The sequence below is a fragment of the Nonomuraea sp. NPDC049758 genome (genome assembly GCF_040674635.1).
Classification (GTDB): domain Bacteria; phylum Actinomycetota; class Actinomycetes; order Streptosporangiales; family Streptosporangiaceae; genus Nonomuraea.
Genome location: NZ_JBFAMZ010000026.1, coordinates 68,755 through 81,600 on the forward strand (window position 1 = coordinate 68,755; position 12,846 = coordinate 81,600).

General features: G+C 71.6%; 13 protein-coding genes. 3 read left to right on the forward strand and 10 right to left on the reverse strand.

Annotated features, from left to right (window positions below; genetic code table 11):
* Positions 1-5: 5 nt before the first annotated feature.
* Positions 6-626, forward strand: coding sequence for a DsbA family oxidoreductase (locus AB0J46_RS44345; protein WP_364341346.1), 621 nt, complete (start codon positions 6-8; stop codon positions 624-626).
* Positions 627-640: 14 nt separating this feature from the next.
* Here AB0J46_RS44345 and lgt read toward each other — a convergent pair whose 3' ends face one another.
* Positions 641-1,477 carry a prolipoprotein diacylglyceryl transferase gene (gene lgt / locus AB0J46_RS44350; protein WP_364341348.1) on the reverse strand — a complete coding sequence of 279 codons (837 nt, stop codon included), beginning with the start codon at positions 1,475-1,477 and terminating at the stop codon, positions 641-643.
* Between the two features lie 219 nt (positions 1,478-1,696).
* Here lgt and AB0J46_RS44355 point away from each other — a divergent pair, with 219 nt between their 5' ends.
* Positions 1,697-3,013 (forward strand): hypothetical protein, encoded by a 1,317-nt coding sequence (locus AB0J46_RS44355; protein WP_364341350.1) that lies wholly within the window; start codon positions 1,697-1,699, stop codon positions 3,011-3,013.
* A 45-nt stretch (positions 3,014-3,058) separates the two neighbouring features.
* Here the strand turns inward: AB0J46_RS44355 and AB0J46_RS44360 are convergent, their stop codons facing one another.
* The 5 genes from AB0J46_RS44360 to AB0J46_RS44380 all read right to left on the reverse strand — a co-directional run bounded on the left by AB0J46_RS44360 (position 3,059) and on the right by AB0J46_RS44380 (position 7,875).
* Entirely contained in the window at positions 3,059-4,213 is a 1,155-nt protein-coding gene (locus AB0J46_RS44360; RefSeq protein WP_364341352.1) for a serine hydrolase domain-containing protein, read from the reverse strand.
* 171 nt (positions 4,214-4,384) lie between these two features.
* The gene (locus tag AB0J46_RS44365) at positions 4,385-5,344 is read right to left on the reverse strand and encodes a CU044_5270 family protein (RefSeq protein ID WP_364341354.1); all 960 of its coding nucleotides are present in this window, start codon (positions 5,342-5,344) and stop codon (positions 4,385-4,387) included.
* Entirely contained in the window at positions 5,341-5,919 is a 579-nt protein-coding gene (locus AB0J46_RS44370; RefSeq protein ID WP_364341356.1) for an RNA polymerase sigma factor, read from the reverse strand. Before AB0J46_RS44370 ends, AB0J46_RS44365 begins: the two co-directional genes overlap by 4 nt.
* Before the next feature lie 239 nt (positions 5,920-6,158).
* Positions 6,159-7,583, reverse strand: a complete 1,425-nt coding sequence (locus AB0J46_RS44375; RefSeq protein WP_364341357.1) for an amidase family protein — start codon at positions 7,581-7,583, stop codon at positions 6,159-6,161.
* Positions 7,584-7,749: 166 nt separating this feature from the next.
* Positions 7,750-7,875 (reverse strand): hypothetical protein, encoded by a 126-nt coding sequence (locus tag AB0J46_RS44380; protein WP_364341359.1) that lies wholly within the window; start codon positions 7,873-7,875, stop codon positions 7,750-7,752.
* 262 nt (positions 7,876-8,137) lie between these two features.
* Between AB0J46_RS44380 and AB0J46_RS44385 the strand changes: the two genes are divergently transcribed.
* Complete coding sequence (locus AB0J46_RS44385) at positions 8,138-9,031, forward strand: Gfo/Idh/MocA family oxidoreductase (RefSeq protein WP_364341361.1); 894 nt, start codon at positions 8,138-8,140, stop codon at positions 9,029-9,031.
* 231 nt (positions 9,032-9,262) lie between these two features.
* Here the strand turns inward: AB0J46_RS44385 and AB0J46_RS44390 are convergent, their stop codons facing one another.
* Genes AB0J46_RS44390 through AB0J46_RS44405 form a run of 4 tightly spaced genes read right to left on the reverse strand, consistent with a single transcriptional unit; the run spans position 9,263 to position 12,654 of the window.
* Positions 9,263-10,219, reverse strand: coding sequence for a class I SAM-dependent methyltransferase (locus tag AB0J46_RS44390; protein WP_364341363.1), 957 nt, complete (start codon positions 10,217-10,219; stop codon positions 9,263-9,265).
* Entirely contained in the window at positions 10,174-11,004 is an 831-nt protein-coding gene (locus AB0J46_RS44395; RefSeq protein ID WP_364341365.1) for an isochorismatase family cysteine hydrolase, read from the reverse strand. Before AB0J46_RS44395 ends, AB0J46_RS44390 begins: the two co-directional genes overlap by 46 nt.
* Positions 11,001-12,071, reverse strand: coding sequence for an isocitrate/isopropylmalate family dehydrogenase (locus AB0J46_RS44400; RefSeq protein WP_364341367.1), 1,071 nt, complete (start codon positions 12,069-12,071; stop codon positions 11,001-11,003). Before AB0J46_RS44400 ends, AB0J46_RS44395 begins: the two co-directional genes overlap by 4 nt.
* A gap of 52 nt (positions 12,072-12,123) precedes the next feature.
* Positions 12,124-12,654 (reverse strand): EF-hand domain-containing protein, encoded by a 531-nt coding sequence (locus AB0J46_RS44405; RefSeq protein WP_358297003.1) that lies wholly within the window; start codon positions 12,652-12,654, stop codon positions 12,124-12,126.
* Positions 12,655-12,846 lie beyond the last annotated feature (192 nt).

Here is a 12,846-nt window from a genome sequence, read left to right on the forward strand (position 1 = left end):
CGTTCATGAAGCTCGAGATCTACGCCGACGTGCTGTGCCCCTGGTGCTACATCGGCAAGCGACGCCTGTCCCGCGCGCTGGCCGGGCACCCCGCCCGCGACGGCGTCGAGGTCGTCTGGCGCAGCCACGAACTCGCGCCCGACGAGGGCCGAACCCCCGGCCCGACCGCCGCCGAGGCCATGGCGGGCTGGTGGGGCGAGCAGGCTCCCGCCCGCGTCGCCCACATCCGGGAGGTGGGCGCGGCCGAGGGCCTGGAGCTGAACCTGCACCTGGCCCGGCCGGTGAACACCTTCGACGCCCACCGGCTGGTCAAGCTGGCCGCCGGCCGCGGCCGGGCCGAGGAGATGATGGAGGCGCTGCTGCACGCGTACCACACCGAAGGGCTCAACGTGGCCGATGCGGAGGTCCTGCGGCGGCTGGCCGCTCAGGCCGGGCTGGACGGCGCGGAGGCGCGCGCCGTCCTGGCCGGCGACGAGTACGCCGAGCAGGTGCGCGCCGACCGGCGCCGCGCGGCCGGGCACGGCGTCACCGGCGTGCCCAGCCTGGTGATCGACGGCCGTCCGCCGGTCTCCGGGGTCCAGCCGGTCGCCGACCTGCGACGACTGCTCGGGGACCCGACCGGCTGACGCCGTCCTGGCCGTCAGGCACTGTGCTCCAGGGCCGGTTCGTGCTCCTTGCGGCGCGTCGCCCAGAGGAAGATCAGCGCGCCGGCGAACAGCATGATCGAGGTCCACTGGTTGATCCGCAGGCCCAGCAGCGTCACCGCGTGGTCCACGCCGCCGACCGGGTCGATGCGCAGCCCCTCGATCCAGAACCGTCCGGCGGTGTAACCGGCGACGTAGAGGGCGAACAGCCGGCCGCGGTCCGGCCGCAGCCGCCGGCCGGCCAGGATCAGCGCGAAGCCGAGGGCCACGTCCCACAGGGACTCGTACAGGAACGTGGGGTGGTAGAGCGTGCCCGGCAGGCCGCCGTGGGCCTGGTCGATCTCCAGGCCCCACGGCAGGGTGGTCGGGCTGCCGTACAGCTCCTGGTTGAACCAGTTGCCCCACCGGGCGATGGCCTGCCCGAACGCGATGCCGGGCGCGATCGTGTCGGCCACCGGCCCGAGCGGCAGCCCCCGGCGGCGGCAGGCCAGCCACACGCCCACGCCGCCCAGGGCGACCGCGCCCCAGATGCCGAGCCCGCCCTCCCAGACGAACAGCGCCTGGTACGGCTCCTTGATCGCGCGCGGGCCGAAGTAGGTCTGCCAGTCGACGAGGACGTGGTACAGACGGCCGCCGACCAGCCCGAAGATCACTGCGGGCATCGCGATGTCGCCGATCGTGCCCCGCTCGCCGCCGCGGGCGCGCCAGCGGCGCTCGCTCAGCCAGATGCCGAACCCGATGGCGACGATGAAGCACAACGCGTAGGCCCGGATCGGGACGAACCCGAGATGCCAGACCCCTTGGGAAGGGCTGGGAATCGAGGCGAGGGGCATGCCGGTGACGCTAGCCGACCAGCGGCCCCGAGGCCGTCCCCGTGACCTGATCGCGAGCCGTCCGCGACCACCCCGCGAGCAACCGGCGGCCTGCTCTCTATCCGGACGTAAGGAATCTACGTTGTAAAGGCGACGGACCGTATCAGAACCGGCTCAGGGCTGCTCCGGGACAGGGCAGGGCACCCGGCGCAGGGTGCGGGGATCAGGAGGAGAGACCCCATGCCGATCGATTACACGTTCGTGAAACTCCAGGACCTGCGGCTGCCGCAGCCGCTGACCGCCGACGTCGCCGCGTCCGCGGTCAGGCAGCGCGGCCTCGCCTCGGCGACCGTCACCTTCCCGGACGGGCAGCTGACCGATCCGGAACGGCACGCCCTGACGTGGCTGCTCGCTTCGTACGCTCCCCAGGAGTACAGCCCCCAGACCAACCACCAGATCCTGCCCCTCACGGACACCACCGTCGGCCAGGTGATCCTCGCCTACGGCCAGGGCCGCCACGCGACCGCGACCCTGGTCGGGCGCGGCCTGCCGGCCGGTGCCGAGCCGCCGAGCCGCGACCTGAACCAGCTGACGCAGTCACTCACCAACACCTACGACCTCGCTGCGATCACCGGCCCCTGGACCGTCGAGCACCTGGTCAAGCTGCACGAAGCGCTGCGGCTCGTCCCCGTCCCCGACCGGTCCGCGCTGCGGGGCATCGAGATCCAGCGGGTGCGGGAGTTCGCCGGCGCGGACGGCCACAACAAGGGCAAGTTCGTCTACGAGAGAGGCCCCTGGTCCGGATCGCTCGGCACGCTCAAGATAACCGACGCGATCTTCCGGGACGACGGCACCGGCTTCTACGGCGGCGCCTCCACGCGCGCCTGCCCGCCGAGCGTGCGTGACATCCTGCACGAGGTCGGCCATGCCGTGGAGAGCGCCGCGTGCCGGACCGAGTCCCGGAACAACGCTGCCTGGGCCGTCCAGAGCGTCGGCGGGCAGCGGTACCGCCCGTCCGAGCGCGTCCCGCAGGACGCGGTGACCGACGCCCTCCAGCTCAGAACCGACAACACCGCGCTGAACGAGTTCGGCCCCAAGCTCTCGGGCTCCGGCGCCAAGGCCGAGTACAACGCCCTGCTCGACGCGATCGAGAAGGCCCAGGGGTGGATCGAGGCCGGCGAGAAGGGCCTCTACCAGCAGGAAAGCGCGTTCGAGCAGCTCAAGCTCGACGTGACGGCCAAGGTGACCCAGACGACCTGGCAGACCTACCGGGACGAGGTCCTCCGGTGGTGCGACGCGCAGATCCTGGAGGCCCGCTGGCGGGCGAAGTACAAGACGCCGCAGGGGAACGACATCACCCCGTGCCTGCGCAACTTCGTGGTGTTCGTGAAGAAGGAGAGCGTGCGTCAGGACCTCACCCCGTACGCGCAGACCTCGGCGGGGGAGCTGTTCGCGGAGGCGTACGCGTTCTGGATCGTCGATCCGGGGGCCGTGGAGAGGCACGACAAGCGGCTTCGCGACTACTTCGACGACTTCCAGTACCGGCGCGCGGACTGACCCCGCCCCCGCGTCCGGCCACGGCGGGCGGCGGCAGGGGCTCGGTCACGCCCGGCTGCCGCCCCTGCTGCGAGGACCCATGACCTGCCGGCTGAAGGCGGCCAGGGCGGCGTCGATCGGATGGGGCCGGGGCCTGCCCGACGCGTCCGGCCTGTTCCATCTCGCCAGGTTCGTCGTGATGGACATCTGCCGCCTGCCGTCGTCGCGGGTCAGCGACATCGTCGTGGCGCCCCAGACCGTGCCGCCGTGGCCCCAGCAGGTGCCGCCTCCCGGGATCTCGACCCTCTGCAGGCCGAGGCCGTAGTCGATGATCTCCCCGGTGTGGGCGCGGACCGGGACCGTGCGGTGCATCTCCGCCAGCAGGGACAGGCCGACGATCTCGCCGCAGAGCAGCAGGCCGTAGAAGGTGTTGAGGTCCTCCATGGTGGACACCAGGGAGGCGGCCGTCCGCACCCAGGACATGTCGTACACGCTGTAGTCGCGGGGCGGGTCGATCATGCCGAAGAACGACTCGTAGATCCGCGGGTGCGGTTGCTCGATCCTCGGTCCGCCGGGGAAGGCGGTGTTACGCAGCCCGGCGCGTTCGATGACGTGCCGGGTGACGTACCCCTCGGCCGTGGCGCCGGTCACGTGCTCCAGAAGCCGGCCGAGGATCATGTAGTTGGTGTTGGAGTAGACGCCGGGAGAGCCGCCGGGCTCGCCGGTCGGGGGCGCCGCGAGCCCCATCCTGATCAGCTCGGCCGGCGGGAAGTACGTGAACCGGTTGCCGTCCAGGCTCTCCGGCGAGACGTCCGGAAGTGACGGGAATCCGCCCAGTGACGGGAACGCGGCGGGAAGGTACTCGGCGATGCCGCTGGTGTGGTTGAGCAGCATCCGGACGGTGATCCGCTGCCCGCGCCCGCCCGGCACCAGCCGGGGCAGGTAGCGGCCGATCGGCGCGTCGAGCTGGAGGTCGCCCCGCTCGGCCCGCTGCAGGACGGCGGCCGCGACGAAGGTCTTGGTGATGCTGCCCACCCGTTGCGCCATCCCGGGCTCGACGGGAGTGCCGGTCTCCACGTCGGCGACCCCGGCGGCGCCCTGCCACACCCGGCCGGCGTCGCGCACCTCGGCGTACACGCCCGGCACGCCCGCGCGGCGCACGCCGTCCAGCGCGGAACCGAGGACCTCCGACCTCTTCCGGTCATTCACTGCTGATCTCATGCCCGCCATGATGGTCGCGCCGCCGTCCGGTGGCGTCCTGCCGGCGGAGTGACCTGCCGCTACCGCCGGGGGACCAGTGCGCGGCCGGCTACGACGCCGGGAGTAGTCCGAAGCCGCCCGTCACCAGGTGGTCGCGCCCTGCGGTCCGTCCGTGGTCCGCCGGACGCGGGCTCAGGCGCAGTCTTTCCGCTTCACCGACTTGGACCAGGCCGGGAGGGCGTCGGTGAGCTGCGGACGGGTGACGGACCACACTTCACGCCCTTGCCCCGGCACGAAGTCCTGCCCGCCCAGAAGGACGTAGGAGGTCTTGTCGAAGATGAGCGATTCCCGGGAGACGGTACCCCCGGGCCCCAGGTTGTCCACCCGGGTCACCGCGATGCCCGGCTTGCCGGTGGCGTCCTTGAGCTCCTCCATCTCGATGCCCGGCAGGGTCGCGGCGATCTCGAAGACGGCCGCCTGCTGCCTGGGCGGCACCGGGCTGCCGAGGACGGAGCGGACGCCGTACCAGGTCCGGGTCGCCATGTCCTGGCCGGCGACCATCTCGTTGCCGCGTTCGGCCAGCTTGCGCCGGAGCTGCTCCCGGTCGACCGGCCACTCGCGCAGGTCGGCGTAGGTGGGACGCCCGAGGCCGCGTTCGGGGCACCGGATCAGGAGCTCCTTGTACTCGCCCCCTCGGGGGACGGTCTTCGCCGGCTTGTGCCAGTGGAGCCCCGTGCGGGAGCCGTCCACGGACTCCCAGACCTCACCCGTGTTGTGGCGCGGAACGACGTTGCGGACCCCCTTCTCACTGTGCGACTCCGCGACGCGCTCGTAGTGCAGGAACTGGTCGTCGCGGGGTTGCGGCCAGGGCGCGGCGGTCGCGGCCTCGGCCGCCAGCCGCAGGACCTCGGCGGCGCTCGCGGGCGCGGAGGAGTTGACCGTCTGGACGACGATCACCCCCGCGGCCATCGCCGCGACCAGGCCCGCTGCCGGCGCCAGACGCCGCAGCCCGGCCGGCCGGAGCCGGAACCGGCGCTTCGTACGGGCTTCGGCCAGGAGCGCGGCACGGGCGGGGGCGAGGCGATCCGCCGTCGGGTACGGCTTGCCGGCGAACAGGTCACGCAGGTCGGTCAGGTCGGTCTGGTCGTTCATGAGGTCTGCTCCATCGTAGGGTCGATGCTGCCGAGGGCGTCGCGGAGGATGGCCCGCGCCCGGCTGAGCCGGGAACGAACCGTTCCGATCGGGATGGACAGGGCGTTGGCCACCTCCTCGTAGGTGAGGTCGGCCCAGGCCACGAGTAAGAGGACGTCACGGTCGCGGGCCTTCAGCGAGGCCAGCGCCCGGGCGAGCGGGCGGCGTACGGCCTGCGCGCTCGCCCGCTCAAGTGCTTGCTCCGCGGCGTCGTCCGCGTCGGGCAGCGCGCCCACCTTCGAGTACGCCTTGTAGCGATTGATCTCTGCACGCTGGTGCCGGCGGACGAAGTTGGTCGCGAAGCCGTACAACCAGGGCAGAGCCTCCGGACGGGCGGTGTCGTAGTCCCGGCGCTGCCTGAACGCCGCGAGGAACGTCTCGGAGACGACGTCGTCGGCCGTGTCGTCGCCGAGCCGGCGGGCCACATAACGGTGGATGTGTCCTGCGTGCCGGTCGAACAGCAAGGCGAAGTCCTCGGGATCTCGCCACGACCGTTCGATCAGGGCGGCGTCGGACAGCGTTGTACTGGGCGGCATGTGGTTGAGCCTTTGCAAGGAAGTAGTGTCGCCCGTCTTTCACCCGAGCCGGCGATCGAGTTCACGCGACGCGGCCGTCCACGGGCACCTCGCAGCGCGCTCGCGACGGCCCGCCGCCATGTCGGCGCAACGGCCCTGAACCGGCCGCACGGGCGGCAACGGCCTCGACCGGGTATGACCATGCCCCCGCTCGAAGCCGAGCCGCCCGCGCCCACCGCCTCAGAGCGGCCGGCCCCCCGTCACCCGGGCAGGCCGCCCGCGAAGATCGGCGGAACCCGGTCCCGCCACGGCATCGCCCGTTCCAGGAACGCGGCAACCTGGAACAGCAGGTCCTCGCGCCCGTAGGCGGCGGCGACCTGCACGCCGATGGGCAGCCCGCCGGCGCTCTGCCCCAGCGGCAGGCTGATCGCCGGCTGCCCGGTGGTGTTGAACAACTGCGTGAACGGCCCGAACCCGGACAACGTCTCCAGCCATCCCCGCAGTGTCTGACCGGGATCGTCATACCGCAACGTGCCGTGCGGCACCGGCAGACGGCCCAGGGTGGGCGTGACGAGCACGTCATACCCGGCGAAGAAGGCCGCCGCCGAACGGGTGATCCGGTTCTGGGCGTCGAAGGCGGCCAGCATGTCCAGCGCGGTGGCCTGCCTGGCCGCCTTCAGGAACTCCCGCGAGACCGCCTCCATCCGGGCCTCGTCGGGCTGTCGCGGCGCGAGCAGGCACGGGGAGGCGACCCCGACGGCCTCGATGATCCACGCCCTCATGGCGTCATCCCGGTCGACCGCCGGGCTCGCCTCCTCCACGACGTGCCCCGCCTGCTCCAGCACGCGGGCCGTCGCGACGGCCGCCGCGGCGACCTCCGGGTCCACGTCCGTGCCCATCCAGGAGGTGGTGGTCAGCGCGACCCGCAACCGGCCCGGATCCGTCACGAGGTCCCGCGCGTACGATCCGCGCGGCGTTGGCGCGGTGTACTTGTCGCCGACCCCCGGCCCGTGGACCGCGTCCAGCAGGCCCGCGGCGTCGCGGACCGTGCGCGTGAGCACGAACTCGTCCGCCATGCCGAGCACCAGTTCGCCGGCGTCCGGGCCGCAGGGGCCGCGCCCACGGCTCAGCTTGAGCCCGACCAGCCCGCAGCAGGCGGCCGGGATGCGGGTCGAGCCGGCGCCGTCGCTGGCGTGCGCGACCGGCACAGCCCCGGCCGCCACCAGCGCCGCCGCGCCGCCGCTCGACCCGCCCGCGGTGCGGCCGAGGGCCCAGGGGTTGCGTACGGGCCCGTAGCGCACGGGCTCGGTGGTGAAGCTGACGCACAGCTCGGGCACCGTGGTCAGGCCCAGCGTGACCAGGCCGGCGGCGCGGAACCGCGCCATCAGGTCGGTGTCGCGCTGTGCGAGGACGCCGGGATAGGCGCGGCTTCCCAGCGTGAACGGCACCCCTTCGGCCACCGGCCCGTGATCCTTGATGAGGAACGGCACCCCCGCGAAGGGGCCGTCGGCTGCGTGGTCGAGCGCCGGCGAGAACACCGGCAGCGCCAGGCCGTTCACGTGTTCGTCGACCTGCGCCAGCGCCTGGCGGGCCGCCGCCTCGACCTCGCCGGCGTCGGCCTCGCCCGTCCTGATCAGGTGGCTGAGGCCGGTGGCGTCGTACCTGGCGTACTCATGGATGTCCATGGAAAGTCCTTCTCCGGGCGCGCTCGGGCGCCGCACGTCGATCGTCTGAGGGAAGAGTCAGAGAGCTGCCGACAAGGGAGCGACGGCTCCTGGGCCGTCCCCCTGCCAGTGATCGACGTGTTCCTACGCTCGGTACATCACCGGCCATGCTCGCAGCGACCGTCCCTCAGGTCCACCGAGTTTTCACCACGGCCCCTTGGCCGCCCTGCACCTCACTCAAGACGATGACGCCCACACCGGAAACCAGGATGGCCGGCCCCAACTGCCCGCCCACGCCGAGCAGCACCGTCATGGACTACGACCGGAAACCACCAACCACGGCCCGGTCCGGCTGCACGCTTCCGGCCCGCCGTCTCCACGGCCGCTCCCGAACCGGAGACCGAGGAGCGGGTCAGCTCCTGGAGGATCGGGAGCGGGGTTGGCCTTGTGCTCCAGGAATGGGTTTGCCCCTGGGGCACAGGAGTGGTTCGCCCCTGAGGGGGGCCGGAGCGGTTCCCATGGTCCTGACATGATGTGGATCATTTCCTGAAATATCGCCCATTTGGAGGAAAGCTGTGCGCATCGCGCTCGCCGGGCTCGCCACCAGCCATCCGTACACCGACGCCCGCACCCTCACCCGCCACGCCGAGCTGACCGTCTGGGAGCCCGACGCCGAGCGGCTGCGGCGCTTCACCGAGGAGCACCCCGAGGCCAAGGTGGCGGGCGACCTCGACGAACTGCTGACGGGAAACCCGGACGGCGTCGTGCTGACGCTGCCCAACCCGCACGTGCCCGCCGCCCTCGGCCGGGTGCTGGAGACCGGCGTGCCATGTTTCGTGAACAAGCCCGCCGCCGCGACCAGGGAGCAGCTCGACGCCCTGCGCCGGCTGCCGGTGCACGGTCGGGTGATGTCGGGCTCGGTGCTGCGTTTCGCGCCCGCCTTCGCCGGGGTCCGCGCCGACACGCAGGACGTGCTGTCGGTACGGGCGACGGTCCGGCACGACGTGGGCCAGTGGGCCGACGGCTACAACGCCTGGCAGGACACGCCCGGCGAGGGCGGCGGGACGATGGTGACCATGGGCATCCACGGCGTCGAGCCGCTGGTCGCCCTGCTGGGCCCGGACGTGCGCCTGGTCGGCGCAGCCGGAACCAGACGCCACTACCGGACACTCAGGTCCGAGGACACCGGCGTCCTGGCACTGCAGTGGGCGAACGGGATAGTCGGAACGGTCGAAATCCTGGGCGTCTCGGACGACAACGCCTACACGGTGACCCTCCACGGCCGGCACGGCAGCGAGTCGATCGTGATCGAGAGCGGCCCCGACCCGGTCCACAACCTGGGATACGTCCGGACGATGGAGGCGTTCCTCAGCATGGTGGACGGCGCCCCGAACCCAGTGCCATGGGCCGAAACCCTCGCAATCCTGGACATCCTGATCTCAGCACGAGAACACACCTCCACCACCTGAGAACCACCCCAACCATCAACCGCCCCCAGACACCAACCCCCAAGCCCCGCCGCCGGACACCAACCTCCAAGCCCCGCCCCCGAGCCGAACCAGCGCCCGACAGCCACACATGGCACCATTCGCGGCCCCGCCACCTGGGCCGCCCCGCTCTCCCACCGTTCGCGGTCGCCACCGGTCGGGGCAGCCGAGGGGGCCTCGCCATCTGTTCGTGGCTGGCCCGGGAGCCGGCCGTCAGCAGTCGCGGAATGTGGGGACGGAGACGCCCAAGACGTGGCTTTGTCGTGGTTTGTCGGCGAACACCCAGCGGTTGGTGGCCAAGGCGTCGTCCGGTTCGGGGAGGGGGCCTCGACCGTGCTGACGGGTGAAGTCGAAGGGCGTACGGACGGTGGCGGACCAGCCCCGCCCCCTCAGCAGCCCGATGGAATCAGGACGCGGCTTCCGGTCGAACAACGCGAGCAGATCCACGCCGATCTGCGCCTTGGTCGCCGCGTAGACCGGGTTGGCGCGGACCGCCGGCGACCCCAGCCCGAGCTTGGCCTCGAACGCCAGGACGCTCCCTTCGGCGCTCAGAACGTCGATGGTCCGCTGGAGCTGCCGTTCGACCTCCGGATCCAGGTAGAGCAGCAGCCCTTCGGCCAGCCAGGCGGTCGGCGCGTTCGCGTCGAAGCCCGCGGCCAGCAGCGCGCCGGCCCAGTCGTCGCCCACGTCCGCCGCGACCACCCGACGCCGTGCCGCCGGGACGCCTCGAACCGGGGAAGACGGCTCGACGGCGAGCGAGGCGAGCACGTGCTCCTTGAACGCCAGCACACCCGGCCGGTCGATCTCGTACACGACCTGTCCCCGCGGCCAGCCGAGCCGCAGAGCCCGGCTGTCGAGCCCCGCGCCGAGCAGGACGACCTGCCGGATGCCCGCCTTGGCCGCGCGCAGCAGGAAGTCGTCGAGGACCCGGGTACGCAGACCGAAGTAGCGCCCGAGCCTGCCCCACAGAGGGTTGGCGTCGCCGCCGGTCACGTCCCGCGGACGGGTCGGCCAGGCGGCCGAGGCGGCGGAGGCGCGGACGAAGTGCTCGGCGTAGGGGTCGGCGGCCAGGGAGTCGGGGCGGTGGGTCTCGATCGCCCGCGCGGCGGCGACCATGAGCGCGGTCAGGCCGACGCCGCTGTCGATCTCGAGCTGTCGGTTGTCCGGCACGTGCGCTCCTCTCGGGCCGGTCGACCGGCCGCTGGCACGGCGGCGGTCTCCTGTTCCGGGATCCACGAGCCGGGGACGTCGTGGGAGCTGAGATGGGCGCCGTAGAGGGCGGCCATGAAGCGCAGGATCTCCGAGTCGGGCAGGTAGCGGCTGGCGGTGCAGTCGGTCAGCACCGTGATGTGGAAGCCCTTCTGGAACGCGGTGCGGGCGGTGCTGTCCACGCAGACGTCGGTGTACAGGCCGGCGAACACCAGGCGGACGATGCCGCGCCCGCGCAGGTGCCGCTCGAAGCCCTCGCTGAGGAAGGCGTCGAAGCAGGCCCACTTGGTGAAGACCGGCTCCCCGGGCGCGGGCTCGACCTTGTGGAACTGCGCGCCCCAGGTGCCTTCGAGGCATTTGAGGGGCTTGCCCTGGGCGAGGTCGCGCCGCCGCCAGCTCGGCCCCTGATGCTCGGCGTCACCGACGAAGCGGACGAACACCACGTCCATGCCGCGGGCTCGCGCCGCTGCGAGGGCTCTGGCCGTGTTGGCCGCGGCCGTCTCCAGAGCCGCCGGGTCACCGGCGTAACGAGCACGGGCGGTGGCACCGGTACAGAAGTCGTTCTGCAGGTCGACGACAACCAGGGCCGCACGCTCGGCGAAGGGCGGGCGCTCCTCGGCGGCCAGGCCGGCACGTTGCTGCGCGGGCGGGCGCTCTTCGGCGGCCGGGACGGCGGCACATTCCTGGCGTTCCCCGGGGACCGGAATGGAACGTTCCTTCTGGGGCTGTGGCTGCTCGTCGGTCATGAGTCCGCCATCGATACCGGCCGGGCCACGGGCTCCAGGGCGTCGAGGAGGGCGTCGACCACGCCGGTGGTGGAGTGGCGTCCGCCGGCGTCGGGGGTGGCGACGCCGTGCCGGTCGAGCGCCATCAGGGCGCGTTCGACCATCCGCACCGCTCCGGCGCACCCCGCGTGCCGCTCGGCGATGGCCGCCGCGGCCCGGACGGTGGCCACCGGGTTGACCCTCCCGGTGCCCGCCAGGTCGTCGGCGGAGCCGTGCACGGTCTGGTACTCGACCAGGCCGCGCGCGTCGGGATGCAGGTAGACGTTCTCGGTGCAGCGGTTCTCCTGCCGCTCGGAGCCGAAGCGGTCGAGCAGCACCACGTGCATGATGTCGGCCCACTCGTTGCCGGCGATGATCAGCGTGCGGGGGCGGGGGCCGCGTTCGATGAGGTTGCGGTTGACGGTGTCGGGCTGGAACAGGCCGATCTGCACGCCGTGGCGGGCGGCGCTCTCGGCCACCCACTCGTCGAGCGCCCCGTCGAGCAGGTGGAACTTGTAGGCCATGACGATCTCGTCGATGCGGCCGTCGGGCCACTCCTGGCGCGCCCGGCGCACGGCCAGCGCGATGACCTTCTCGGTGATCTCCCGGCTGAAGGTCATCGTGCGGACGAGCGCGCCGGGAAGATGCACGTTCTCGCCGGTGTAGAAGCCCTGGGCCTGGTCTCTGACCAGCAGCAGCGACGCCCCGGGCGTGGTGATGGCGTCGATCTTCACCGCCTGCAGGCGCTGGCGGACCAGGTAGAGCGACTGGGCGTTGATCGCCGTACGGAAGACGGCGGGGACGCCGGCGGCCGCCAGCGAGCGGCAGAAGCGCGTGTAGTGGTCGGCGTCCTGCCGCGTGCTCTCGCGGATCTCCTCGGCCTCCGCGCCGGCCTTCAAGGACACGTAGGAGTGATAGATCCGCTCAGAGCGGGTGAGGGCCACCTTCGTGCCGCAGGCGTCGGCGATCCCGGTCAGCACCCGCTCGAAGACGGCCGCGAGCTCGGGGCCCGTTCCCCGGCCGATGGCAAGTCCGATGACTGGTTCCACTACTGCTCCCTTTTCGTCGTCGAAGGCCGGACGCGCCGGCTCGTGGCGCCCGTCAGCTGGACTCTCCGAGCAGGAGGTCGCCCGCGATGTCCGCCTTCTCGGGGCTGTAGTACTCCTTGATGCCCTCGGCCCAGACCGGGACCTTGACCTGGTCGTCCTGGGAGGGGCCGAACGCGTCGAAGAGGGTGTTGACATTGCGCCGCTTGAAGCCGATGGCGGTCATGAGCGCCATGAAGTCGGTGCGGTGGATGAGGCCGTCGCCGTCGGGGTCACCCAGCTCGGCCAGCGCCTCGGCGAAGTCGGTCAGCGCGTCGTCGAAGCGTTCGGGGGACAGGACGCACGCGCTGTACTCCTCGAAGCTGATGCGGCCGTCTTTGTCCAAATCGAGTTCCTCGACAAGAGTCGTCCAGTAACGGCGGAAAGCGTCACTGATCGCGCTCTTGGCGGCTTCTGTGGAACGAGGGGACGCCGCCAATACACGGTTGGCCATACGGTCGAAGTCTTCGGCCTCAAGGTAACCGGTGCCGTCGGCGTCGAACAGGGTGAAGATGAGCTTTACTCGGTCGATGGCCGCGTCTTGCATGCCTGTCACCTTTCTTCGGCGGGGTCCGGGTGCAGACTCTATAACGGAACCTGACGCGTGGGTGACCAGCTCTTTGGTGGCGAGGGAAACGCAAAATCCCGCATTTGGAATAATTCGCCAGAAAGCCTCGCTGGGTGACAAAAGCGGAGAACTCATGCGATTTCCAAACCCGTCGCGCGCGAGGAGCGCCGG

What these genes read in the sequence shown, in the direction of transcription:
- AB0J46_RS44355 (WP_364341350.1), top strand. Translation starts at nt 1,697, where the DNA reads ATGCCGATCGATTACACGTTCGTGAAACTCCAGGACCTGCGGCTGCCG.
- AB0J46_RS44345 (WP_364341346.1), top strand. Translation starts at nt 6, where the DNA reads ATGAAGCTCGAGATCTACGCCGACGTGCTGTGCCCCTGGTGCTACATC.
- AB0J46_RS44375 (WP_364341357.1), bottom strand. Translation starts at nt 7,583, where the DNA reads ATGGACATCCATGAGTACGCCAGGTACGACGCCACCGGCCTCAGCCAC.
- AB0J46_RS44360 (WP_364341352.1), bottom strand. Translation starts at nt 4,213, where the DNA reads ATGAGATCAGCAGTGAATGACCGGAAGAGGTCGGAGGTCCTCGGTTCC.
- lgt (WP_364341348.1), bottom strand. Translation starts at nt 1,477, where the DNA reads ATGCCCCTCGCCTCGATTCCCAGCCCTTCCCAAGGGGTCTGGCATCTC.
- AB0J46_RS44395 (WP_364341365.1), bottom strand. Translation starts at nt 11,004, where the DNA reads ATGACCGACGAGCAGCCACAGCCCCAGAAGGAACGTTCCATTCCGGTC.
- AB0J46_RS44380 (WP_364341359.1), bottom strand. Translation starts at nt 7,875, where the DNA reads ATGACGGTGCTGCTCGGCGTGGGCGGGCAGTTGGGGCCGGCCATCCTG.
- AB0J46_RS44405 (WP_358297003.1), bottom strand. Translation starts at nt 12,654, where the DNA reads ATGCAAGACGCGGCCATCGACCGAGTAAAGCTCATCTTCACCCTGTTC.
- AB0J46_RS44365 (WP_364341354.1), bottom strand. Translation starts at nt 5,344, where the DNA reads ATGAACGACCAGACCGACCTGACCGACCTGCGTGACCTGTTCGCCGGC.
- AB0J46_RS44370 (WP_364341356.1), bottom strand. Translation starts at nt 5,919, where the DNA reads ATGCCGCCCAGTACAACGCTGTCCGACGCCGCCCTGATCGAACGGTCG.